At 58.4% G+C, this 22,939-nt stretch carries 19 protein-coding genes and 3 pseudogenes; 10 read left to right on the top strand and 12 right to left on the bottom strand.

The genetic code is table 11. From position 1 onward, the window contains the following. Positions 1-215 precede the first annotated feature (215 nt). On the top strand, positions 216-398 hold the full coding sequence (locus tag IB250_RS03145) for a DUF6026 family protein (RefSeq protein WP_008069248.1): 183 nt from the start codon (positions 216-218) through the stop codon (positions 396-398). A gap of 197 nt (positions 399-595) precedes the next feature. Next, complete coding sequence (locus IB250_RS03140) at positions 596-2,341, top strand: phosphoethanolamine transferase CptA (protein WP_192342930.1); 1,746 nt, start codon at positions 596-598, stop codon at positions 2,339-2,341. 99 nt (positions 2,342-2,440) lie between these two features. On the opposite strand, the gene IB250_RS03135 is transcribed toward IB250_RS03140, so the two are convergent. From IB250_RS03135 to IB250_RS03110, 6 genes and pseudogenes are all read right to left on the bottom strand, one after another. Next, positions 2,441-2,932 (bottom strand): GNAT family N-acetyltransferase, encoded by a 492-nt coding sequence (locus IB250_RS03135; protein ID WP_123496776.1) that lies wholly within the window; start codon positions 2,930-2,932, stop codon positions 2,441-2,443. Positions 2,933-3,048: 116 nt separating this feature from the next. Beyond that, the gene (locus tag IB250_RS03130; protein WP_192342929.1) at positions 3,049-3,630 is read right to left on the bottom strand and encodes a DinB family protein; all 582 of its coding nucleotides are present in this window, start codon (positions 3,628-3,630) and stop codon (positions 3,049-3,051) included. 18 nt (positions 3,631-3,648) lie between these two features. Next, positions 3,649-4,767, bottom strand: a complete 1,119-nt coding sequence (gene zapE / locus IB250_RS03125; RefSeq protein ID WP_192342928.1) for a cell division protein ZapE — start codon at positions 4,765-4,767, stop codon at positions 3,649-3,651. A gap of 214 nt (positions 4,768-4,981) precedes the next feature. After that, entirely contained in the window at positions 4,982-5,323 is a 342-nt protein-coding gene (locus IB250_RS03120) for a nuclear transport factor 2 family protein (RefSeq protein ID WP_007897370.1), read from the bottom strand. 52 nt (positions 5,324-5,375) lie between these two features. After that, positions 5,376-6,092, bottom strand: a complete 717-nt coding sequence (locus IB250_RS03115) for a helix-turn-helix transcriptional regulator (RefSeq protein WP_192342927.1) — start codon at positions 6,090-6,092, stop codon at positions 5,376-5,378. 207 nt (positions 6,093-6,299) lie between these two features. After that, a pseudogene (locus IB250_RS03110) lies at positions 6,300-6,611 on the bottom strand (arginase family protein); the annotation flags it as partial. On the opposite strand from IB250_RS03110, the pseudogene IB250_RS03105 reads away from it, so the two are divergent. Together IB250_RS03105 and IB250_RS03100 are read left to right on the top strand one after the other, a co-directional pair. After that, a pseudogene (locus tag IB250_RS03105) lies at positions 6,602-6,808 on the top strand (LysR family transcriptional regulator); the annotation flags it as partial. The pseudogenes IB250_RS03110 and IB250_RS03105 sit on opposite strands and share 10 nt — an antisense overlap. 279 nt (positions 6,809-7,087) lie before the next feature. Further along, on the top strand, positions 7,088-7,561 hold the full coding sequence (locus IB250_RS03100) for an LEA type 2 family protein (protein WP_192342926.1): 474 nt from the start codon (positions 7,088-7,090) through the stop codon (positions 7,559-7,561). A 3-nt stretch (positions 7,562-7,564) separates the two neighbouring features. Here IB250_RS03100 and IB250_RS03095 read toward each other — a convergent pair whose 3' ends face one another. Beyond that, positions 7,565-9,142, bottom strand: a complete 1,578-nt coding sequence (locus IB250_RS03095) for an alkaline phosphatase D family protein (RefSeq protein WP_192342925.1) — start codon at positions 9,140-9,142, stop codon at positions 7,565-7,567. Positions 9,143-9,243: 101 nt separating this feature from the next. Between IB250_RS03095 and IB250_RS03090 the strand changes: the two are divergent. Next, positions 9,244-9,315: pseudogene (locus tag IB250_RS03090) on the top strand (GNAT family N-acetyltransferase); the annotation flags it as partial. Between the two features lie 131 nt (positions 9,316-9,446). Here IB250_RS03090 and IB250_RS03085 read toward each other — a convergent pair. Continuing rightward, positions 9,447-10,370 (bottom strand): carbon-nitrogen hydrolase family protein, encoded by a 924-nt coding sequence (locus IB250_RS03085; protein WP_192342924.1) that lies wholly within the window; start codon positions 10,368-10,370, stop codon positions 9,447-9,449. A gap of 85 nt (positions 10,371-10,455) precedes the next feature. On the opposite strand from IB250_RS03085, the gene IB250_RS03080 reads away from it, so the two are divergent. Next, positions 10,456-11,394, top strand: a complete 939-nt coding sequence (locus tag IB250_RS03080) for a LysR family transcriptional regulator (RefSeq protein WP_192342923.1) — start codon at positions 10,456-10,458, stop codon at positions 11,392-11,394. Here IB250_RS03080 and IB250_RS03075 read toward each other — a convergent pair. Beyond that, positions 11,387-11,638: a hypothetical protein gene (locus IB250_RS03075; RefSeq protein ID WP_192342922.1), complete on the bottom strand. Its 252-nt coding sequence runs from the start codon at positions 11,636-11,638 to the stop codon at positions 11,387-11,389. The two genes, IB250_RS03080 and IB250_RS03075, sit on opposite strands and share 8 nt — an antisense overlap. A gap of 166 nt (positions 11,639-11,804) precedes the next feature. Between IB250_RS03075 and IB250_RS03070 the strand changes: the two genes are divergently transcribed. Continuing rightward, on the top strand, positions 11,805-12,122 hold the full coding sequence (locus IB250_RS03070; RefSeq protein WP_192342921.1) for a DUF883 family protein: 318 nt from the start codon (positions 11,805-11,807) through the stop codon (positions 12,120-12,122). A 122-nt stretch (positions 12,123-12,244) separates the two neighbouring features. Here IB250_RS03070 and IB250_RS03065 read toward each other — a convergent pair whose 3' ends face one another. After that, on the bottom strand, positions 12,245-13,285 hold the full coding sequence (locus tag IB250_RS03065) for an Ldh family oxidoreductase (protein ID WP_192342920.1): 1,041 nt from the start codon (positions 13,283-13,285) through the stop codon (positions 12,245-12,247). 267 nt (positions 13,286-13,552) lie between these two features. Here IB250_RS03065 and IB250_RS03060 point away from each other — a divergent pair, with 267 nt between their 5' ends. Together IB250_RS03060 and IB250_RS03055 are read left to right on the top strand one after the other, a co-directional pair. Then, entirely contained in the window at positions 13,553-18,382 is a 4,830-nt protein-coding gene (locus IB250_RS03060; RefSeq protein ID WP_192342919.1) for a dermonecrotic toxin domain-containing protein, read from the top strand. Positions 18,383-18,717: 335 nt separating this feature from the next. After that, the gene (locus IB250_RS03055) at positions 18,718-19,719 is read left to right on the top strand and encodes a FecR family protein (protein ID WP_192342918.1); all 1,002 of its coding nucleotides are present in this window, start codon (positions 18,718-18,720) and stop codon (positions 19,717-19,719) included. A gap of 55 nt (positions 19,720-19,774) precedes the next feature. Here the strand turns inward: IB250_RS03055 and IB250_RS03050 are convergent, their stop codons facing one another. Beyond that, on the bottom strand, positions 19,775-22,120 hold the full coding sequence (locus tag IB250_RS03050) for an acylase (protein ID WP_192342917.1): 2,346 nt from the start codon (positions 22,118-22,120) through the stop codon (positions 19,775-19,777). Between the two features lie 235 nt (positions 22,121-22,355). On the opposite strand from IB250_RS03050, the gene IB250_RS03045 reads away from it, so the two are divergent. Next, positions 22,356-22,727, top strand: coding sequence for a fe2+ zn2+ uptake regulation protein (locus tag IB250_RS03045; protein ID WP_192342916.1), 372 nt, complete (start codon positions 22,356-22,358; stop codon positions 22,725-22,727). 19 nt (positions 22,728-22,746) lie between these two features. Here the strand turns inward: IB250_RS03045 and IB250_RS03040 are convergent, their stop codons facing one another. Next, on the bottom strand, positions 22,747-22,935 hold the full coding sequence (locus IB250_RS03040; protein ID WP_007901365.1) for a hypothetical protein: 189 nt from the start codon (positions 22,933-22,935) through the stop codon (positions 22,747-22,749). Positions 22,936-22,939 lie beyond the last annotated feature (4 nt).

The raw sequence follows: 22,939 nt of genomic DNA, 5'->3' as shown, positions 1-22,939 counted from the left end.
CATTCGAGTTAGTCCAGCGTATGGGAATGAAGTTTCCGGGCATTGTGCCCGATCCAGACTGATAACGTCGGGAATCGTACCGAAGACACAACGACCATGAAAAATAAAAAAGTTCCCTTCAGGGGCAAAAGAAATCAAAATCGGCGCCGATAGTAAGTGAGCACCCGAAATCGGGAGCGAACTTACAGTTGAGACAGCCATTTGCGAGGTGAGCAATGGGCACCGTACACACAGCACTGCCAGCACAAACCCTTTACGTCACGATCCGTCGCGATGAACTGCGCCAGTTGAAAGATGAGCGCGACCAGTTGAAGCGGGAAGTCGCCCAATTGCGCCTGCTGACCCAAGGCAATCAGGCTCAGCCCTTGCCTGTCACCCAACGCGCCCCCCACGCCTGACCCCTCGTTTGACTCGGAAGCAGCCGCTGCTGTTTCCGACTCGCTGCAACCCTGCCAGCTCTGGCAACTCACAAAGTTTTCACACCTTCTTGTTGATACTCCGGCTCATTGTGGCCGCTCGGTATCCACGCGGCGCCCGTTCGTCTGCGACAAGGAGAGTGCCGACGGCCGAAGAAATTATCAGGCTGGAGTGCTGAATGGCTTTGTTTAAACGCAGCAAAACGTCTGCGAAAGGTTTTGATTGGGCAGGATTTCTCTGGTTATTTCTGTTCTTCTGGTATTTTTCCGGCATCACCCAACTGCTGATTCAACTGACGGGCACCTCCGGTTTTACCGGGTTCCGCCAGGCCTTTGTGATGAGCGCCATCTGGCTCGCGCCGATGCTGCTGTTCCCCAGAAAAACACGGGTGATGGCCGCACTGATCGGCGTGGTGCTGTGGGCCTGTTCGATGGCCAGCCTCGGTTATTTCTTCATCTATCAGCAGGAATTTTCCCAGAGCGTCATCTTCATCATGTTCGAATCGAACGTGTCTGAAGCCGGCGAGTACATGACCCAGTATTTTGCCTGGTGGATGGTACTGGCGTTCCTCGCCCACACCGCGTTCGCGTATTTCCTGTGGACCCGTTTGCGCCCGGTATACCTGCCACACGGCCAGGCATTGGTCGCGGCGACGGCAATTCTGCTAGCCGTGGTCGGTTACCCGCTAATCAAGCATACCGCACGCAGCGGCAGCCTGGCGGGCGGCTTCGAGAAGTTCGAAACCCGCATCGAGCCCGCCGTGCCTTGGCAGATGGCCGTGGCCTATCACCGTTACCTCGATACCCTGGCCGGCATGCAAGACATGCTTCACAGCGCCAGCAAAATTCCACCGCTCAAGAACCTCACCGATTCGATGGCCAATCAGCCGGCGACCCTGGTGCTGGTGATCGGCGAGTCCACCAACCGTCAGCGCATGAGCCTGTACGGCTACCCTCGGCAAACTACGCCGGAGCTGGACAAGCTCAAGGACCAACTGGCGGTTTTCGATAACGTCATTACCCCGCGCCCCTACACCATCGAAGCGTTGCAGCAGGTACTGACGTTCGCCGACGAAGAAAACCCCGACCTCTACCTGTCCACACCGTCGGTGGTCAGCATGATGAAACAGGCGGGTTACAAGACCTTCTGGATCACCAACCAGCAGACCATGACCAAGCGCAACACCATGCTTACGACCTTCTCCGAGCAGGCCGACGAGCAGGTATACCTGAACAACAACCGCAACCAGAACGCCGCCCAGTACGACGGCGACGTGATCGAGCCGTTCAACAAGGCTTTGGCTGATGCAGCGCCACGCAAGCTGATCGTTGTGCATTTGCTCGGCACGCACATGAGCTACCGGTACCGTTACCCATCGACGTTCAACAAGTTCACCGACCGCAAAGGTGTTCCGGACGGCGTGCGTGACGATCAGGTGCCGACGTACAACAGCTATGACAACGCAGTGCTGTACAACGACTTCGTGGTGTCGAGCCTGATCAAGGACTACGCCAAGTCTGATCCGAACGGCTTCCTGCTGTACCTCTCCGACCATGGCGAAGACGTCTTCGACTCCGTTGGCCATAAAACCCTGGGCCGCAACGAGAGCAAGCCGACGGCGCCGATGTACACCATTCCGTTCATGGCGTGGGCTTCGCCGAAATGGCGCGAAACCCATGACTGGAGTTTTGCCGGCGACCTGAGCCGTCCGTACAGCAGTTCTCAGCTGATTCACACCTGGGCGGATCTGGCAGGCCTGAGTTTCGATGAACTGGACCGCAGCAAAAGCCTGGTCAGCGACAGCTTCAAGCCTCGGCCATTGATGATCGGCAACCCTTATGCACGTAAGCAGAGGCCGTTGATCGACTTCAGCCTGATGAAACCCAAGGACGCGCCTATCACGCCGGAAGTCGTTCAACAGTAATTCTTTTGTAGGAGCCAGGCTTGCCGGCGAAGACGTCCTTAAGTGCGCCTTCGCCGGCAAACCTGGCTCCTACAAAAAGCGGTTCATCAGGACTGCGCATTAAAGCGCCTTGGTCCAGAACAGCATCCGCCCGTGCGCCGGGTCGAACATGCCTGGCGCAAAACCGAATTTGCCATAAGCCCCCTGAGCCACCGCGTTACCTTCCAGTACTTCCAGAGTGATTTTGCAGCAGCCGCGCTGGCGCGCGATGTCCTCGACTTTGTGCAGCATCTTCTGGCTCAACCCCAACCCGCGAAACTTCGACACCACCGCCACATCGTGCACGTTCACCAATGGCCGGCAGGCGAAGGTCGAAAAACCTTCAAAACAGTTGACCAACCCTGCCGGCTCGCCGCCGACAAACGCCAGTACGCTGAAGGCATGGGGACGTTTGGCCAGTTCCCCCGGCAGTTGTCGCAATCTATCGGCGGGTAACGGGTGACCGCCGCCCATTGGGTCTTCGGCGTAGTGGTTCAATACAAGACAAATCGCCTCGGCATGCACCGGGTTGGTGTAGCTGGCCTGAAGCACAAGAATTTCTGCGGATTCCATTTCCACCCTCAATCACACAAGTTGCCCCAGCTCGCTTCTTGCGCGCTGAAAGGTCTGACGACCTTATCGCGAGTGCCGGGGTGCCGACAACCGGATCCTGTTGTGATCGTTCTCTCTCAAACGCCCCAGATCAATGCCTCGGTCCATCCCAGCTCGGCAAAATCCTCAGCCCTCAACCCCGACTCACCCGCACAAAAAAACTCGTCCAGTTGCGGCGGCTTGACCGACGTGCCACTGAGCATCGCGTGAACCTGCCCGCGATGATGGATCTGATGCTCGAACAAATGGGACAGCATGCGCAAACGGCTGTCATGTTGCGGGGTGTCGCGTGCGATGGTCACGAGCCGCCCGAGGTCTGCATCGCGCAGGTGCTCGCAGTAGGCGATCAGTCGACGGTCCACCAGAGCTTGCTCGCGTTTGAGATCGACGCCGTGGGCGAACGGCTCGTCTTCGTTGAAAAAGACGTAGCAATCGGGATGCGGTTCGTCACCGCGCAACTCCCGCTCCAGTGCATCCACATAGAACCAGTCACAGGTCAGGATGTGATTCAGGGTCGCGCTGAGGCTGGGAAAGAAACTGACTCGCGGCGCTGCCAGTTCGGCCGGGCTTAGCTGAAGCCAGGCCTTGGCCAGTCGGTGATTGGCCCAAGCGTTCTGATAGGCCATGGTCAGCAAATGGTGGGACAAGGGCTGATTCATGTTCGCTCCTCCCGGATATCAAACCTCGGCGAAACGTTTGAGCTGCATTTCCTGCAGACGACTAAGGGTGCGACGAAACGGAAACTCCAGATAGCCCTCGGTGTACAACGCCTCCATCGGCACCTGCGCCTCGAGGTACAGCGGCACCTTGCGGTCGTAGCATTCGTCCACCAGGGCGATGAACCGCCGCACGCCATCGTCATGCACCGACAACTGCGGCAACTCGCGATCCCCCGCCGCCACCCTTTCGACGCCGTCTTCAGTGCCACGGGCGATGCGCCCTTCGCGTTTTTGCGCGCTGAGGTTGGGCACGTCGCTCAACAGAATAGCGCTGAAAGTGTCGCACAGGGCCATGAAGTCCATGGCGGCAAATGGCTGCTCGCAGAGCTCGGTGTAACGGCACCAGAGCACGGTTTGACTGGCCTGCATGACATTGACCGAACGGTAGCCGATCTTGACCGGATCGCTGGACAGCGACTGGCCGACGGTCAAGGCTTTGAACACCTCGCTCAGCGCGCCGGGCTGGCCCGGTACGTTCACCCAGTAACGCTGCAGACCGGCGCCAGGATGCAGACGATGATCTTCCCCGCCATCCACCGCTATCACCTGCATGTGTTGTTTGATTGCAGTAATAGCCGGCACGAACCGGTCACGATTGAAGCCATCTGCATACAGCTGATCCGGCGGTTGATTGGAGGTGCAGACCACCACCACGCCCTGCTCGAACATCACTTGAAACAAACGTCCGAGAATGATCGCGTCACCGATGTCGTTGACGAACAGTTCATCGAAACACAGCACACGCACTTCCTGGCTCAGCTCGCGGGCCAGCGCTTTCAATGGGTCGGCGATGCCGGTCAATTGAAAGGAACGCTGATGCACCCAGCCCATGAAATGATGAAAGTGCTGACGCCGGGCCGGGACCCGCAGGTTTTGGTAGAACTGATCCATCAACCAGGTCTTGCCCCGCCCGACCGGCCCCCAGAGGTACACACCGGTAATGGACGCGTGGTCTTCATGCAAGGCTTCATGGCATTTTTGCAACGCCCACACGGCGTGTTCCTGAGCTTCGTCCTGGACGAAGCCCTTCTGTTCGATGGCGTGTTGCCAGGCGCTTAAGGGAGAGTCGACATTCATGCGCGGCAGTATACGTTGTAGCCGCCGCTTACGGCTGGCTCGTAGCAGCTGTCGAGCCCCAGCGAGGCTGCGTTCGGCTGCGCAGCAGTCGTCAAACCAGAACCTGCGGTGTATCAGGCAAACCGCGTTAGCCGGACTCACGACTGCTTCGCAGCCGAACGCAGCCTCGCCGGGGCTCGACAGCTGCTACGAGCCAGCTTTTGCAGGCCCGCGGTTACAGCGAGATGTCCAGCCGGGCAATCTTGCCCTGTTCATTGAGGCGGAACATGTAGCGCAGTTCCAGCGGGCTGCCAGGGAACGTTCCGGAGATCAGGTTGTGCACCAGCACTTTGCCGGTGCGCAGCTGAACGTCGAGCACCTCGACCCGGGGCTGATAACGTTGTGCGGTGTCTTGCATCCATTGGGCGATGGCTTGTGTGCCGACTTGATGCTGCCCCTCATCGAACACGTTGGCATCCTCAGCGAAAAAACTGGCAACCCTCGACGTGTCGCGAGCATTGGCAGCGGCAATGTAGGCGGCGATGGCGGGGGCCAGTGAAGAGGCTGGATTGGACATGTTTACGGCTCCTTGTGAGTTGATTCTGGCGCCATGCTAAAACAAGCCTGTGTCAATTCTTGTCAGGAGTGAAACGCCCTGCTTCGTCCAGTTGCATCTGCTTGCGCCAGGTGCGCGGCAGGTCGCTGCGCCGCCCCGGATAGCGTTCGCCCTGCTCGCTGGCGGCCGAGATCCGGTCGGTGCGAAACGTGCGATAGGCACTGCGCAACTCACACCAGGCGACGATGATCCGCACCTCGTTGAGAAAGCCCAGGGCCAGTGGCCAGATCAGCCGCTGACTGGGCACCTGATTGGCGTCCGCGTAGTCGATGTGCAGCTTGGCCTGATCGCGGATGGCTTGGCGAAACACATTCAAGGGCACGGCATTTTGCGGATAGCCATAACCCGGCGGCCCCGGCAGCACCGTCGGGTTGCGCAAGGCCTCCTGGGCCGTGGGGTCGAGTACCGCAGCGATTTTTGCCAGGGCATCGGCCGCGGCTTTGCCCAACACCTCATCGCCACGCTGATCCACGTAACGCAAGCCAAGCACGATGGCTTCGGTTTCGTCGGCATTGAGCATCAAGGGCGGCAGAAACAGACCGCTGCGCAACACATAGCCGATCCCCGCCTCGCCAAAAATCGGTGCGCCGAGCGCGGTGAGTTCAGCGATGTCGCGGTACAGCGTGCGTTCGGAAATCTCCAGTTCGCTGGCCAATGTCGCCGCCGTCACCGGACGACTTTTGCCCCGCAGCACTTGTAACAAAGTCAGTAAACGGCTGGTTCGCGACACGGTCGGCAGGCTCTTTCCTGAAAAGTCGTCGGAGCTTAGCAGAGGCTGTTGTCAGAAACTGGCAGTAGCGATAAGACCTTGCTCGATGGCCTGGCACAGATCAAATGTGGGAGCGGGCTTGCTCGCGAAGACGGCTTAACATTCAACACTTCTGGTGGCTGACACTCCGCTTTCGCGAGCAAGCCCGCCCTCACATTGGCTTGTGTGTTACCGATCGACCTTATGCCTGGCCGCATACAAACACAGCATCTCCATGGCTAATGTCGCCGCAGCCAGTGAGGTAATGTCCGCGCTGTCGTAGGCAGGCGCCACTTCCACCACGTCCATCCCCACCAGGTTGATCCCGCGCAAACCGCCGAGAATCTCCAGCGCCTGCACCGTGCTCAAACCGCCGCACACCGGCGTTCCGGTGCCCGGCGCAAAGGCCGGGTCGAGGCAGTCGATGTCGAAGGTCAGGTACACCGGATGATCACCGACCCGGGCACGAATCGCCTCGACGATCGCCTCGCACCCTTGCCTTCATCCTTTCCGGCAAGCATGTGGGCTACCTGCCCGATCACTTCGCCCGCAGTTGGGAAGACAAAGGGTTGCTGCGCGCCGTGCGCCAGGGCGACATGAGTTTTGAGGTGGCGTTCCATCTGGCCCGCCATCGCGCACAGGTGCCGGGGGATGCGCAAAAAGCCTTTGAAGAGGATTTGCTTGCGGCGTTTGCTTGAAGAGCAATTGGGCTTGCCCCGTAGGAGCGAGGCTTGCCCGCGAAGAACGATGACGCGTAATACCTGAAAAACCGCGGCGCATTCTTCGCGGGCAAGCCTCGCTCCTACAGTATTTTCATTGCGGAGCTGCCGAAAGGCTGCGATCTTTTGACCTTGCCTGGTTCACCGGCGTGGAGAGTGAACCCGTTTCACCTGCGGCTGTCGCACTGGTAGACCGTGCGTAATACTCAAGAGCCGAGCCACGAGCGGCTCGGCCTTTTTCTTTACGAGAACCTGTCCATGCGCAGATTGTTCGCCCTGTCTCTGTCCCTCCTGCTGCTCTCCCTGAGCGCCTGCGCCCTGTTCCCCCAACACGACCCGCTGAACATCAACGTGGTCGGTATCGAGCCACTGCCAAGCCAGGAACTGGAAGTGCGTTTCGCGGTAAAACTGCGCGTGCAGAACCCCAATGAAACGGCGATCGACTACAACGGCGTGGCCCTGGATCTGGAGGTGAACGGTCAATCCCTCGCCTCTGGTGTCAGCGACCAGTCGGGCTCGATCCCACGTTTTTCCGAAGCGGTGATTGTGGTGCCGGTGAGCGTTTCGGCTTTCTCGGTGCTGCGTCAGACCCTCGGGTTGGGGCAGACGCAGACACTGAACAATCTGCCTTACGTGCTTCGGGGCAAACTGGCTGGTGGCGTGTTCGGCACGATGCGTTTCCTTGATCGCGGCAAACTCCGCCTGCCGGAGCCGACCACCGACACGTGGTAATGCTCACGGCTCGGCTCGCGGCTTAACTGGATCGATCACCTGGGTCACACAATGTTTGAGGCCTTCTACGTGCCAATTGGCCCACAGCCGACTTTTGCCGGTGCTGTCTTCATCCGGCTCTATCGCCAGCCAGTTTCGAGCGGCGATCAGGTAACGTCCCCGTGCACCAATGGGCAACATGGTTCCGGTGATGCCGTAGTCGATCTGCTCCTGGTGCTTGCCAATGGACTCCAGAAACTGCACTGCCAGCACCGGCGGTGCAGGATGCACGACCCCGGTCGAAATCAATTGGTAGATCAATCCCGAACCATCGTTGCGATGCCGGGACAACGTTGATTCGATCACGCAGGCCCCCGCCACATGAACATCACCGGACACCAGCGTGACCTTGCATGACTCGGCATGGGCGAAATTCAGCAGACGCATGATCAACCGCTTGCGTTCGTCCCGGTGAGGCAGGCTTCGCCAATGGTCGCGCAAATCGTCCTCGAGTTCCTGTTGCCCCGAAATCAGGTCCAGTGCCTTTTCCGCCGCCTGCAAATCAAGGTAACCCACGGGAATACTCGACATCAGGAGCAAGTGCTTATGCCCCTTGACCTTGCCCAGCCAGGCATAAATCGCATCCCAACTGACGGGCGAAATGATCCGGGTTCGCCGGGCCGGCGCAGTCGTCAGATCCGGCGCACGTTCGCTGCGCAAGTCGGGAACCAGTAATGCCAATTCGCCCAGGCCGGTAAACCCCAGGTGAAAGCCGTCAGCGGTATCGGGAATCGCACAGGGATGAGTATCAGCGGACGGTTTGAGGTGAGGATGAGTCTGGATCAGTTGCTGTTGGAAAATCCTGAAATAGCGTTTGGCCGTGGCAAACAACCCCTGGAACACCGGGCTTGAATGCAGAATCTCATCGTAGGAACCCCAGCCATCGATGATGTCATGGTCGTCCCACATCATTACCGTCGGAACGGCGCTGAGCAGCTTCGCGACCTCAGGCTGTTTCCAGCGCTCCAGATAGAGTCTGGCGAAGAACTTGTCCAGATCGGCTTCGATCAGCTTGCTGTAGACCGCCTTTTTGCGCTCGGCGAAGGGTTTGGAAAACCATGTTTTCATCGACGACAGATTGCTGCGCATATCGTCGCTGTAAACCTGATCGCCCCCCATCAACAACAGGTGATAGGGCTTGCTTTGATGAGCCCCCCACATGTGCTCCCAGCGCTCATGGTTTCTGTCCACCTTCTCCATGTCCTTGGGGTTCGAAAAGCCGTTGCACGACACATAGGCCATGCGCGGCGACTGCCCCTCGGCCGGAACGACGAAGTTGGCCTGCGCGCCCTCGATCTTGATTGTGTAAGTGCTGGCAACAGCCTGGTCTTGCAGCGCTTTTAAATCGATGCGCCAGACGCGGTACTGAGGACTGAGCAACGGGATATCGGCGATGGCCAACGGTTTGCCGGCAGTGACACCGCCGGGGACTTTTACGCTGGGTGATGATTCACCCAAAGGTAAAACCACTAGGGCAGACACGTTATAGACATTACTGTTGATGCCACGAAATTGCAGAATCGGGCCGAGTAACAAACTCATGGACAGTCCATCCGTTGACAGGGGTGTGAACGCCTAGAGACTAGACGACAATCGACGCTGCGCATGGCGCACCACCCGTCCCTACAAGGAGGTCACCCACGATGCACGCCGCTCCAACGCTCTACACCGAACGACTGATCTTGCGCCCGCTGGAACTGGCCGATGCCGAGGCTTCAACTGCGCTGAAGATCCACTGTGGGAGCGGGCTTGCTCGCGAAGGCGGTGTGTCAGGCAATATTAATGTCGACTGACACGCCCTCTTCGCGAACAAGTCGAATCGTCGCACCGCCGCTCCCACATTAAGTTATACGTTGAACCGCACGCCCGGTTTGGCCCGCTCATCCACCGTCAATTCAAATACGTCCGGGCGCGCGTAGTGCCCGACCACGTCGTAGTCGTAACGGGCGCGGATCAGGTCCTCGGTGTCGATTTCGGCAGTCAGCAAACCCGCTTCGTCACGCAGCGGCCCGGCGAGAATGTCGCCCATGGGCCCGACAATCACGCTGCCGCCGGCAATCAACGGGCGCTGCGCCGGCCAGTTGGCGATGTCCACGCCCAAGGCTTGCGGTGAGGCCTGGACCTGACAGGCGCTGACGACAAAGCAGCGTCCTTCATGGGCGATGTGGCGCATGCTTACCTGCCACATTTCCCGCTCGTCCACGGTCGGCGCACACCAGACCTCCACGCCTTTGGCATACATCGCGGTGCGCAGCAGCGGCATCATGTTTTCCCAGCACACGACGGCGCCGATTCGCCCAACCTGGCTGTCGATCACCGGCAAGGTCGAGCCATCGCCCTTGCCCCAGATCAGCCGCTCGGTGCCGGTGGGCATCAGCTTGCGATGCTTGGCGACCAGTCCGGCCTGCGGGTCGAAATACAACGCGGTGCAATATAACGTGCTGCCCGCGCGCTCGATCACGCCGATCACCAGATTGGCCCCGGTGCGTGAGGCCAATCCGGCCAAGGCTTCAGTTTCGGCACCGGGCACATCGATGGCGTTGGCAAAATATCGGGCAAACGCTTCACGACCTTCCGGCAGTCGATAGCCGAGTTGCGTGCCGAAACCCTCGCCCTTGGGGTATCCGCCGAGCAACGCCTCCGGCATGACCACCAGCGCGGCACCGGATTCGATAATGGCGGTTTCCCAGGAGAGGATTTGATCGAGGGTTTCAGCCTTGCCGCCGGGCAAGGCGCCGATTTGCAGCGCAGCAACGATGGACTTGGGCATCGCGATGACTCCGTCAGTAATGAGGTGTTGCTCATTCTCCGGCGCCACAGGATCATGAATAAAGCCCGACTCACTGCTGAATGATATGAACCAAATGAATATCGCCACCGTCGATCTCAATCTGCTCAAAGTCTTCGAAGCCCTGCATGAGGAATCCAGCGCCAGCCGTGCCGCACTACGTCTGGGCGTGACGCAATCGGCGGTCAGCGCGGCGTTGCGCCGATTGCGCGAGGTGTATGGCGATCAGCTGTTCGTGCGTACCGGCCGAGGTCTTGCGCCGACGCTCAAGGCCAACCAGTTGAAACCGGTGGTGAGCGATGCGCTGAACAAATGCCGCCAGAGTCTGGCGATGGTCGATCCGGCGGCGAATCATTACGACGGACGTTCGGTGACGGTGGGTTTGTCGGATGATTTCGAAATCGCCTACGGGCGACAATTGATTGAAGAGATCGCGGACCGCGCGCCGAAACTGCGGCTGATCTTTCGCCAGACCCACAGCCAGATCGTCGCCCAGGCCTTGATGGAGCGCAGCATTGATCTGGCGATCACGGCAGGCGGGTTTGCCGAGCGTTTGCTCAGTCGTCAGGTGCTGGGTGAAGGCGATTATCTGTGCCTGGTAGACCCCCTCAGTCTGGCCGAGGGACAAGAGACTCTCAGCCTTGAGGCGTTCGTCGCCCGCGAACACATTCTGGTGTCATCGGGCGGTTTTATCGGGATTACCGATGAAGGCCTGGCGGCGTTGGGGCTGAGTCGGCGGGTATGCGCGTCAACCACGCACTTTGCCGCGTTGCCGCATCTGCTCAAGGGCAGTCAGGCGGTTGCGACCATTCCAGCCCATGCAGCTCGAAGTATCGCCGCGCTCAGCGGATTGGCGCTGCTGCCCTGCCCTTTGGCGCTGCCACGCTATCCGATCGAGCTGGGCTGGCGCACCAGCACGCAGCTCGATCCGGTGGTGTTGAAAGTGCGCGAGGCGATAATCGCGACCTTTTCCCAACAGGGGAATGGTGTCTGGACGTTTATTTAGCGGCCATCAGGCGATTGACTTCGCTGCGCACCATGTTGGCGAATTCCGGGGGCGACATGCCGTCGAGTTCGGCGCGGACCCACTCAGCCCATTTGCCTTTGCGCTTGGCACGTTCACCGAACAACCGTGCGGCTTCGCCCTTGGATTTACCCAGGTTGTTTTGCCAGAGTTCGAACAGACGGGATTTTTCATCTTCAAGCGCCGCGCGCTCGGCAAGGGATTTGTCGGCCAGATTGAAGCTCATGGAAGATTACCTGCTGCGTAAAATAGGCGACATCTTACACTGTAGGAGGAAATGTCCTGCCCTGGATTTTTCTTCGGGGTGGAGTCGCCACGCAAAAAGACTGCAACTTTTGCCATGGCGCCAGACTCCATTGTTCACTGCCCGTCTATCTGCAAGGAGTACTCCAATGGCCCGCAAAATCATCGATCAAGTCGCCGATGATCAAATCAAGGATCAGGTCTTCAGCGAACTTCAGGCCCTGATCGAAGAGTCGGAAAAACTGCTGAAAAGCAGTGCTTCATTGGTCGGTGAAGAAGCGGACACCCTTCGTGGGCAAATCGCCCAGAAGCTCCAGCAGGCCCGGGGTTCAGTTTCCAGTATGCGTGACCGGACCAGGCCCGCGGTCGAGGCCAGTGAAATCTACATCGGCGGTCATCCCTGGCAAACCGTGGCCATCTGCGCCGGATTCGGTTTGGTGGTGGGGTTGTTGTTGGGTCGTCGTTAAGCCAAGCGCAACCTATGTGGGAGCGGGCTTGCTCGCGAAAGCGGTGTGTCAGGCAACATCAATGTTGACTGTGTCGCCGCCTTCGCGAGCAAGCCCGCTCCCACAGGTTCCGTTTTCAGGGTTCAGAGCCCGGCCAGCTCCCGCAGATCTGCCAGCGTCTGAGGATCAAGCGCAATGCCTTCGATCCTGGCTTTGGCGCGCTGCCCGTGACGTCGATCACCCGGTAACCGCTTGAGCCCGACACCGTGCATCTGCCGGACCAGTTCCTGGCTGCGCTCGGCAAAATCCTGCCCCGCCGATTTGCTCGGATCGATCACAATCAGCAGTTGACCGGTCCAGGGGGTTTTCGCCCCCGGATGGTTCGACCAGTCGAACTCAAAAGAAAAATTGCCCCCCGTCAACGCCGCCGCCAACAGCTCCACCATCATCGACAGCGCCGAACCTTTATGGCCGCCAAATGGCAGCAAGGCGCCGCCTTCAAGAATTGCTTTCGGGTCCTGGGTCGGCTGGCCGAGGCTGTCCACCCCCATGCCTGGCGGCAAGCGCTCGCCTTTGCGGGCAGCGATCTGTACATCGCCATGGGCGATGGCACTGGTTGCCAGGTCGAAGACGATCGGAGCACCGTTGGCCCGAGGGGCGGCGAAGGCAATCGGGTTGGTCCCGAACAACGGACGATCGGCACCGTGCGGCACCACGCAGGTCATGCTGTTGACCACACTCAGCGCCACCAGCCCTTCATCGGCAAACGGCTCGACGTCCGGCCACAAGGCAGCGAAATGGTGGGAATTACGAATGGCCAGCACCGCAATACCGGCACTGCGGGCTTTCTCGACCAGCAATGGCCGCGCCGCCGCGAGCGCCGGTTGGGCGAAACCATTCGCGGCGTCGACCCGGACAAACCCCGAAGCCACGTCCTCGACCACCGGCACAGCCTGACCATTGACCCAACCACTTTGTAACGTCGATACATAACCGGGAATGCGGAATACACCGTGGCTGTGAGCCCCGTCGCGCTCGGCGCCGGCGCAGTTGAGGGCCAGGGTTTTGGCGACATCGGCCGAGGTTCCGTGGCGCAGGAAGATCTGCTCGAGTAACGCCGTCAGCACTTCGAAGGACAGGTTTTGCGAGATAGCAGTAGACACAGGATCGTGTGGCGCAGACATCTGAAGCTCCAGAGTAATTATTGGAGGGGGCAACAGCGTACGAAAACCAACCGATTAACAACGGGCGACGAGTAGCCTGTCAACCCTTCGCTTGAACCAATGCACCTGATGAGAACCGATTGAACCGAAAAGATGCTTTGGCGCATGTTTGCACAAACACTGGGCAGCCATGCGGTAACTATCTACCACCTTCGACTCCCCCGCGACTTTTAGTCTTGAGCCTCAACCCATAGGCGCATTCAGCAGCGCCCTGAACGAGACTCGACGATGCCCACACCTCCCGCTCCGCTGTTTTTCCCCCAAGCCCTGCACTCGCCCGGCCACTGGAATGATCTGGGTAAAACCCATGGGCTGACGCGCAAGGATTTCGAATGGTTCAGTCATCTGGAACTGGCCAGCCAAACGTTACGCAGTCAACAGACTCCGCCCATGTCTGCCGAAAAAATCCTGCTCAATGCGCAAGACTTGGCCTCCACCCCCTTGGCCGGCAGCTTCGTGTTGAGCCTCACTCCGGATGACAACGGTGAGATTCTCTACACCCCGTACGCCGGCATAAAGAAGTTCCACAGCCGCGAAGCCTTGATCGAACAGCTTGAAGGTCAGCTGAAGAGCGCGACGGAGGACGACGACCTGCTGGCTTTCATGTCGTTGTCTGCGCGTAAAACATTGGCGGCTGCGGCCAACATTCAGGTGAGCTTTCAGGGCATCGAGGGCGACGTATTCGAAGACCAGCGCACCGTCATTGCCAATAACCAGCGAATGAACGAGCAGGCCATGCTGGACGAGTTGTTCAAGCTGCCAACACTCACCTCGCTGCTCACTACGCTGCTTGATGAGTTGCTGCAGTCGTCATTCCCGGGCCTTGATCAAAGCCAGACCCGACTCAACTTCTACTCCGTTGCACCGGCCCATGACGACAACCAGGAAAGTGCCCCGCCCCGGCGCTGGATCAACTCCATGTCCCTGAGTGACGCGGTACTGTCGTACTACCGCCATCAGCGATGGCCGATCGGGCAGTCTCATGAATTTTCCCATCCGGAAAAAAAGCCGACGAGCACCGACCAACTCCAATGGGAAACCGCGGTAAAGACCGCTTCCAGCAAACTGATCAGCCTGCTTTCCGGGAAACTGCAGCGCTACTGGAACGATGCGGCGGCTGACGGGGCATCCCGCCGCGTTTTTTTCAGCCGGGCCATCTGTGAAAAGGCACGCACAGAGTTCCTGATCAAGCGCGAGGCCGAGATCATCAGCCCTGAACAAAGCCAGGCCTTGCACTCGTTGATTCAGCCGACGGCGAGCACGTCCTCGGCACTCAGCCTCGAGACGGTGCATCTTTGGGAACACGCAGCCAATTATGTCGAACTGGCGGGCGCACTGATGATCAGTCACGCCAATTCCAAGGCCTTTCTTTACACCCCCACGCAAGGACTCCAGGTGCTGAAGGACTATCAGGACCTCAAAGATACCTTGCTGAGCAAATTCAGCGCGCGCGGTCACGAAGATGAACTCTACGGCCTGCTGAGCCTGGAGGAGCGTAACCGGTTCATCGGTTTCAATCAGCCTCAAGTCTCCGGCGAGGTGATTTCAGGCTCGATATTCAAAACGCTGTTTGAGGCGATCATCGCCAAGCAACGGCAAAACATGGAATACGTTCTGCAGGTTTTCCGTCACAGCGACGGCACCGTGGACCTCCATGCCTTGTTCGACAAGGCACTGGATATCCGCGCCATGATCAGCGATCAATTACTGACGCTGGATGTTCAGGGACGCTGGAGTACCCGGCCGGTGTTATCTGGCAACCAGCTGCCTTCCATGGTCTTGGCGGATAGAGCCGCGGCGTTCGTAAAAACCTTCAGCGATGTCGAATCGCTGATCAGCGCGGAATTCGCCTCCCAGCCGACCGCCTCTGGGGCCCTGCAGCGCATTTACCTGGAGAATCTGAAACCGCGCCTGGCCCACGCGCTTTCCGTGGGTGTACGGGGAGAAGCCAGCCTTCGAGTGCTCAACGCCACGCTGCGGGACGCCGACCGGGCCATTGTCGATACGGTGTTCAACCCGGATCAACCGGATCGAGAAACGCGCCTTGCCCTCAATGGTTTCAGGCCTGACGCTTATTCACTGCTCCTTGAGTGCTCCGGGCAGAAGAATCCGCTGCCCTTGGCCAACTGCGTACTATTGACCGAACGTGGCGGGCTCGATGTTCAACATTCCGGCCGGGCAATTCTGTGGACGCCTGCGACCGGACTGGAAGTCTTCGCGACGGTCAGTAGCGCAACGACGGAATTGAACCGGCGCCTGCTCGACGCCAACAAACGCCTGGAATTGCTGGAAAATCTCAACCCCGCCCAGCGCACATTCCACCAGCGCTATACACTCAACTCGTTGCGACTGATTGAGGGCAACGTCCTGCGGCGCCTTGCGCAATCCTCCATTGACCACTTCCTGGCCCGTTGCGAACACCTGCGCGGCCTGAAGCTGGACGCTGCAAAGAAGATCAAAGCGCTTAACGAAATGACGCAACGGGTCATCGACACCAACTTGCAAAGAGCCAGGTTGATCTCGCAGGCCATCACCCGACAGCAGTCCCTGCCTGCATGGCTTGGCATGGCCCCTGTCGAAGAACAGCAGTTACACATTGAACTGCTGGAGCAATACCACAACAGTGTCTCCGACGATAAAGACTACCTGCACGGGGTCCAGCCCCTGAAGTCCTATGTGCATGACCGATTGGTGTCATTGCTTGGCAGCCGATTCACAGGAACGCGACTGGACCCCGACCACATCAAAATCACGCCCAACCTGGCCCTGGCCGGGCCGGCGCGTAGCCTGACCGAGTTTGCCCTGAACCCTGTCAACGCAGCTCAAGCCATCGGCTTCAAGATTGCCTCGACAACCTCGACGGCCCTTCCCGATCGCCTGGATCAGAACGCCGTGCGCCAGCTTGTGCAGTCACTGAATATCCACAGCGATTATGCAGCGCGGGTGACGGATGCATTGACTAAAGCCGGCGCCGATTCCGACAAACGAAAGCAGCGTTTTATTCAGCAACTACCGTGGCAACTGTTGCAACACGCTCATGCACTGAAACTGCAGCAACATCTCAGTGCCAGCGCCTTCGACTTGATCTGGCAGGTTCTCGACATGCCGGACGCCATTGCCCGCGCGGCTGTAACAGGTGCCCACGCCATCGTCAGGCCGCTGGAACTGATCAAGACGGCAGGTGCCACGGCCGTTAAAACCCTGGGTCTGTACCTGATCGGCCCCGGTGTCGGGCATCAAGGGCCGCAAATCCTGTATGCGCCCTACCACACAGGCTCCGTGTTCACCGAATTCGAGAACGAAGCCAGCGTTATATCTGCGATCAATGTGCCAGGGGCACTGCAGAATCTGATCATTCGTCGGCTTCCCGAGGGTGAGCAAACCTTGTTCGGCAATCTGCTCAAGGCCACCATCGGACAACTAAGCGAAATCACCCTCGCGTCCACCCCCATTAACGGCAACCTGCTTGCACAACTGTTCAGCGATAATGTCGGCCTTCTATCAAAAATGCTGGGCAGCCAGTCAGAGATCACCGGCCAGGCCGACTGGGAAACCGCCAAAAACCTGTTCAGCGCCGGCATCAAACTGATATCGGGCCTGTTGCCGGGCAAACTCGCCTATGGGCAGTTACTGTGGCAAAGCTACAAGGACTTCAAGAACTCCGCCGAAGCGCTACAGGATCATCACTGGAAACAGGCATTGCAGGCGTTTATTGCCGGCACCGCGCAAATGGTGACGCTGGGCAAGTTGTCGCTGGAGGCTTCAACGACTCCTGCGCAAGCAACCTCCAACACCGCGCCTGTTGCCAAACCGGTGGCCGCCCTGCAATGGTCAAAAGTGAAACCGACGGCTCTGATGCGCACGGTGTTGCAGCCTTTGGAGGCCTCGGACACTGCATTAAAGGATCTGAAGAAGAGCAGCACCAATGGAACTTACCTGGACTCGGTCAACAATCGTACGTACGCCCCCGTCGAGGGAAAGGTTTACCCCGTGGTCAAAACCGGGCCGATCTGGCGAATGATCAAAGACCGACAGCAAGGTCCCGCGTTGCTGGCGGCTTCCGGCCAGCAGCTAGTGATCGATCCGGACATCCATACGGTCCATTACGGCAAAGCCCTGTCGAAAATGCACAACAAATATGTTGTTGATCGCACGGCTCGAGACATTCTGAATATCGAAGCGCGGGGAATGGAAGACATTCGGATAAAACACCCGGAAAAAGCACGCATGATCGTGCAGGCCATAGACTTGGCTCGCTATTACGCATTTAACAGTCTGCATAATCTGGTGCAGCTCAGACACCTGAATCCGGGGACGCGGCTGGATACCTTTCTTAAAGCCTTTTTTGATGCTGACCACCTCGACGCCAGCCTCCTGGCAAAAATCAAAAAGGTCATCGTTCCCATTTGCACAGCGCTGGTGGACCCAAACGAGGACTGGATGAACTCCGAACGTTTTGTGGTCGGTTCAAACAAATACGAGACCAATAGCACGATCGCTTTTGTTGTACCTGACGATGCACAGAAGCGTGTGTATTTCACGGAGATGTTTTTTGACCCGCAACTCGATTGGTACAAGTCCTGTTTGACTGAACCTTTCGACGTCGACGACCATGCCCGGGCCGCTACCCTGATTCATGAGTTCTCCCATATTTTTTCAAACACCGTAGATATTGCAACGCTTGAGGCAAGGCGTCCGTTCACCGATCTGATCGCCACCGTCATCGGTTTCGGTACGCAAACCAAACAGACTCAACAGGACTTCCAGCGAGAGGCACTGTCCCTGGATACCCCGAGGGAAGAACTGTTTGCCCGCTGGAACGCAACATTGCAGTCATGGATCAGTCTGGACTCGATTGAGGGGTTGGAGCATGTGGGTAAGGACATCCTCAAAACGACGAGCTGCAAAACGATGGATGAGGCTCGCAACGCCTTCCTGAATCCAGGGAAGGTGGACCTGCGAGCCGACATCATTTTGCGCAACGCCGACTCGATCGCTCACTTGATCTGTGAAATGGGTCGACAACTGGATCCGGTGCCCGCCCCGCTCACTGCCTGACGTCCGGCGTAGCAGCTGTCGAGCCCCAGCGAGGCTGCGTAGCAGTCATAAATCAGATTGCGGTATGTCAGGCAGACCGCATTAGCGGGTTTCACGACTGCTACGCAGCCGAACGCAGCCTCGCTGGGGCTCGACAGCTGCTACCGTCCGGGACGGCGGGATCAGTCCTGGAGGTCTTGACCCTTTTTTCACTCCATTTATGGATACTGCCTGGTGCCCCCCGGCTTTCAGAGTGTCCATGTGAAAATAAGTTGTTCTTTGATGGGCAAATGCCATGACGGTTGTTCTCGCAGACTTCCCCTCAAGGTTAGAATGCAGGAAATCAGGATGAGTCAATGACCGACCACTCTCTCTCCCAAGCACAATACGACGCCATCACCGATGCCGCTGCGCACTGGTGCATGCGCTTGCATGCCATCGACTGCACAGCCGAAGAGCGTCAGGCGTTCGAGCAATGGCGTGATGCCCATCCCCTGCACGCCTTCGAGTACGAAGCCATGCTGGAAATCTGGGAGGTTGCGGGCGATTTGCCTCGTCCCGAATCTCCCGCGCCGGCTGTTCGCGGAAAACCGACAATGCCTTGGCGCACTTTCGGCATTGCCGCCACCGTCTGCGCCTTGGCGTTGCCGCTGGCGGCCTATACCGGATGGAACCTGGGTTGGCTGCCCAATGCCTATCAGCATTTCGAAGCGAGCGACAATGTTCGTCAGGTCACGCTGAGCGACGGCAGTCAGGTGGAGCTGAATCTGGGCACTGAACTGACGTTCAGCAATTACAAGGATCAGCGTCGCGTCACGTTGAAAAAAGGCGAAGCCTTCTTCAGCGTCAGTCATGACCTGCAGCATCCATTTATCGTCAAGGCAGCCGATGGCAGAATTCGCGTCACCGGTACCCGATTCAATGTCTGGATGTATGAAGATCAGGTACGCGTGAACCTGATAGAAGGGTCCGTGCTGGTGACCAGCAACGCTGCCTTGCCCGGCGAAGGTTCACGTCTTGAACCTGCCATGCAGGCACGTTATCGACACGGTGACTTCACGCCGCAAATCAGCCAGGTCTCTGCCGATGACCACTCGCTGGCGTGGCGCAGCGGCAAACTGGTGCTCGATGATCTGACGCTGACCGATGCCCTGCCCTTGATCAATCGTTATTTGAACAAGCCAGTCATGATCGCGGACCACAGCACCGGCTCGATTCGCCTCGGTGGTATCTACAACATCAAAGAGCTCAATAGCCTGGTGGCTTCGTTGCCCAAGGTGCTGCCGGTCTACCTGACCCGCAACAAAGACGGCAATCCGGTTCTCAATTCGATCCCGCAACAAGCCCCAAAAAGCTGAAGGCCGCCACCCTTGCGGGGTGCGGCCTTCATGTTTCATTCGAACGCTATCGCTATTACTGCGCGACGATCTTCCCTGCTTTTTCATCCTGTTCGCGAATCGTCTGAGCCTGGTACTGCGGATCGGACGTGATCTGCTGCTCGGTGAACGGCAATACGCTCAGCTGCTTCTTCGAAAAGGCCAGTGTCTGGTCCCGGGAGTACTTCGACGCCGGGTCACTGGACAATGAGAATGCCAACAAACCTTGAGCCTGCGGCCCCTTGTCATCGAACGTCACCACCTGCAAATAGCTGGTACCACTGACGACTTCGCGCTTGCCGTCGGTTCTCGGCACGCTTTGGATCGCGTTATACACACCCAGCATGCCCGGTCCGCCGTGAATTGGCGTTTGCTGCCCTCCACTGCTGACCACCTGGATATCACCCCAGCGGCTATCGGCTTTCAGGCCAAGGGTTTTTACCTGTTCGACCGAGGCCAGCATCGCCGCCCGAATCGCTTTGGCGACGTCTGGCTGTTCAATTGCCAGGCCACGTGGAGTGTGTTGCGGGTTCTTCGGATCGAACGCGACACGCCAGATGCCAGGGATTTGCTGCAACGGCTCCATGACATTTTGAAAATGCACAAAGCCCAATCCACTGTCCAGATTCACCCGGCGATCCCAAGCCTTGAGGCTGGCACACAACGGCGTAAGCGTCGGCGCATCGGCGCCAAGATCCGCGGCGCAGAATTGCAGCAGGTCCGGCATCACCTGGGTCGCCTGATACACCTGATCGTCCATCACCATGTGTTGCAGATCTGCCGCGGCGACAGGGCCGGCCTTGCTCAAATTCCCCAGACGCTCCAATGCAAAGCGCGAACGCAGCCCCAACGGTTGATTGTCCTGACTGATCAATGGCGAGAAGCCGGTAAGCGGTTGTGCCGGGTTGGCCATCCAGGCCGAATCGTTGGAATGTTGTACAAAGTCTTTGCGCAACAGTTGCGGCAACTTGTCTGCCGCATAAATACCTTTTTGCGCAGCGTGCGGGTCGATGTCCCAGGCACAGGCGCTGTTGGAACCGTCGAGCAGGATCATCTGTAATCCGGCCCGAGGATCGCTGCACTTGGCCAGCTTGTCGGCATTGACGTTCGGCACCACCGACAGGTTCATGTAAAGCGTCTGCCCCTGATCGTCCACCGCCAGGGTATTGACCCACGGAATCCCCTGAATTTTGTGCACCGATGCCTGCAAATCCTTGAGGCTGGCGGCACGGTTCATCGCATACCACTGTTGCAAGACCCGGTCGTTCTCCAGATTGGCATCGCGCAGGCTATAGGCGAACTGGTTGTTCCAGTCCAGCTTGCCGGGCCATTGCACAATCGGGCCGAATTGCGAGCTGTAGACCACATGGGAAATCTGCCGGGTCTGGCCATCGGCTTGCTTCACGTTCACCGCCAGCGTCTGCTTTTTCATCGGCAAGGACTTGCCATCCAGCAGGTAACGGGTCGGATCCTTGGGATCGAGTTGCAGACGATACAGCGTGAAATGCTTGGACGAATCCACGGTGTGGGTCCATGCCAGGTGCTGGTTGAAACCAATGTTGATCATGGGCAGGCCGGGCAACGCGGCGCCCATGACGTCCAGTTTGCCGGGAATAGTCAGGTGCATCTGATAGAAACGCATCCCACCGACCCAAGGAAAGTGCGGATTGGCCAGCAGCATCCCGCGTCCGTTGAACGAACGTTCGCTGCCGACCGCCACGGCGTTACTGCCGCGATCCAGAGCGAAGCGTTGCATGCGTGAAGCCGCCAGCTGGAACGACGCCGGATCGCCCACCACCTGCGCGACGGTTTTCGGTGGGGTAGCGCCGGCCAATGCTTCGGCAAACTGACCCACGCCGCCTTCGACCAGCAGACGTCGGGTCAGCTTGACCAGATCCTGCGCAGTGATCGCGCGCACCCATTCGCCCTGGCATTGCTGCGGCAAACCCTGGGCCTGGCGCTCTGTCAGCGAACGGTTGTAACCGGCCACATAACCGTCGATGAGCTCACGAACTTCAGGCGTTTGCGCCTGCCAGAAAGCGCCGACTGCCTGCGGCGTATTCAACCAGTTGAAAAACAGATCGCTGGCCAGGTTCCCGCGCTCTTCGACGGTAAACTGGTCCGGCCCAAAATACCGTGAGCGCTCGCCATTGACGGTGACAATCTCATTGGCCAGCAAGCACAGATTGTCCTGAGCGTAGGCATAGCCAATGCCATAGCCGAGGCCGCGCTCGTTTTCGGCACGAACATGCGGCACGCCGAAACTGGTTCGACGAATCTCGGCTGTCGCCGGCTCTGGCTGGCTGCGCGCGTTTGCCGCAAGACTCAGCCCCAGCAACACACCCGCAAGGCTCAACCTGGTTAACTGCCTGGAAATAATCACGCTCGCTCCTGATCGAAAAGACGTATGACACGCAATGCGCCTCCCCTTAAAACGAAGCAAACAGCAAAAATTTAAGCCTTTGAGGGGTAACCCCACGCCCGGCTCACGGGCCGCTGACGTACTGGCGACAAATTTTCTACATACGGGTCTTCATTATTTGCCTGGCTCGTTCGTCTTATTGATTGAGAGCACCCATCACATTTTTCCTGATCAGGCTCTGAAAAGGAGTTTTTGCATGTACAACCCGCAACTGCCAACGGACGGTAGCCATGCGCCAAAGGCCAGCACCCTGGGCTCCGGCGTTTTCAATCAACCAGCCGAACGCCACGGCAACGAACGGATCAGGTTTCTGCTCAAGAGCTTTGGCCTGCGAACCAGTCTGATTCGCCTGAAAGTGATCGACGCCTTGCTGACGGCCGCCCAAAGCGACCGCAGCCTGGGTGTGCGTGGCGTGCACAGTCACTTGCTGGACCTGGATATTCCCCTGTCCTTTCTCAGTGTCCGTGAAGTGTTGAAACGCTTGTGCGGTGAAGGCGTGATCACCCTCAATCCGGACAAAAGCTACAGCCTGCATCCACAGGCTGCCGCCGTCCTGTTCAGCGAGTAGTCCGGCCATGGGGCGTCGCTCAAGGCTTGACCTTGCGACGCATCACGCCATTGATCACCACCACGAGCACCGCCACGCCAATGGCGATGTACTGGAACAGCTGCTCTGTGATGATCCCTGCATTTTGCAGCCAGGAAAGGCCGAACATGATCCCCAGTACCACCAGGGAAATCAGTATCGAGTATTTCAAACGTTGCGACTGGGTCATTGCG

The sequence above is a fragment of the Pseudomonas sp. PDM09 genome, from assembly GCF_014852305.1.
Taxonomy (GTDB): domain Bacteria; phylum Pseudomonadota; class Gammaproteobacteria; order Pseudomonadales; family Pseudomonadaceae; genus Aquipseudomonas.
The sequence above is the reverse complement of the archived record's forward strand: the minus strand, read 5'-3'. Positions and strand labels throughout refer to the sequence as shown.

What these genes read in the sequence shown, in the direction of transcription:
- IB250_RS03145 (WP_008069248.1), top strand. Translation starts at nt 216, where the DNA reads ATGGGCACCGTACACACAGCACTGCCAGCACAAACCCTTTACGTCACG.
- IB250_RS03140 (WP_192342930.1), top strand. Translation starts at nt 596, where the DNA reads ATGGCTTTGTTTAAACGCAGCAAAACGTCTGCGAAAGGTTTTGATTGG.
- IB250_RS03135 (WP_123496776.1), bottom strand. Translation starts at nt 2,932, where the DNA reads ATGGAATCCGCAGAAATTCTTGTGCTTCAGGCCAGCTACACCAACCCG.
- IB250_RS03130 (WP_192342929.1), bottom strand. Translation starts at nt 3,630, where the DNA reads ATGAATCAGCCCTTGTCCCACCATTTGCTGACCATGGCCTATCAGAAC.
- zapE (WP_192342928.1), bottom strand. Translation starts at nt 4,767, where the DNA reads ATGAATGTCGACTCTCCCTTAAGCGCCTGGCAACACGCCATCGAACAG.
- IB250_RS03120 (WP_007897370.1), bottom strand. Translation starts at nt 5,323, where the DNA reads ATGTCCAATCCAGCCTCTTCACTGGCCCCCGCCATCGCCGCCTACATT.
- IB250_RS03100 (WP_192342926.1), top strand. Translation starts at nt 7,088, where the DNA reads ATGCGCAGATTGTTCGCCCTGTCTCTGTCCCTCCTGCTGCTCTCCCTG.
- IB250_RS03095 (WP_192342925.1), bottom strand. Translation starts at nt 9,142, where the DNA reads ATGAGTTTGTTACTCGGCCCGATTCTGCAATTTCGTGGCATCAACAGT.
- IB250_RS03085 (WP_192342924.1), bottom strand. Translation starts at nt 10,370, where the DNA reads ATGCCCAAGTCCATCGTTGCTGCGCTGCAAATCGGCGCCTTGCCCGGC.
- IB250_RS03080 (WP_192342923.1), top strand. Translation starts at nt 10,456, where the DNA reads ATGAACCAAATGAATATCGCCACCGTCGATCTCAATCTGCTCAAAGTC.
- IB250_RS03075 (WP_192342922.1), bottom strand. Translation starts at nt 11,638, where the DNA reads ATGAGCTTCAATCTGGCCGACAAATCCCTTGCCGAGCGCGCGGCGCTT.
- IB250_RS03070 (WP_192342921.1), top strand. Translation starts at nt 11,805, where the DNA reads ATGGCCCGCAAAATCATCGATCAAGTCGCCGATGATCAAATCAAGGAT.
- IB250_RS03065 (WP_192342920.1), bottom strand. Translation starts at nt 13,285, where the DNA reads ATGTCTGCGCCACACGATCCTGTGTCTACTGCTATCTCGCAAAACCTG.
- IB250_RS03060 (WP_192342919.1), top strand. Translation starts at nt 13,553, where the DNA reads ATGCCCACACCTCCCGCTCCGCTGTTTTTCCCCCAAGCCCTGCACTCG.
- IB250_RS03055 (WP_192342918.1), top strand. Translation starts at nt 18,718, where the DNA reads ATGACCGACCACTCTCTCTCCCAAGCACAATACGACGCCATCACCGAT.
- IB250_RS03045 (WP_192342916.1), top strand. Translation starts at nt 22,356, where the DNA reads ATGTACAACCCGCAACTGCCAACGGACGGTAGCCATGCGCCAAAGGCC.
- IB250_RS03040 (WP_007901365.1), bottom strand. Translation starts at nt 22,935, where the DNA reads ATGACCCAGTCGCAACGTTTGAAATACTCGATACTGATTTCCCTGGTG.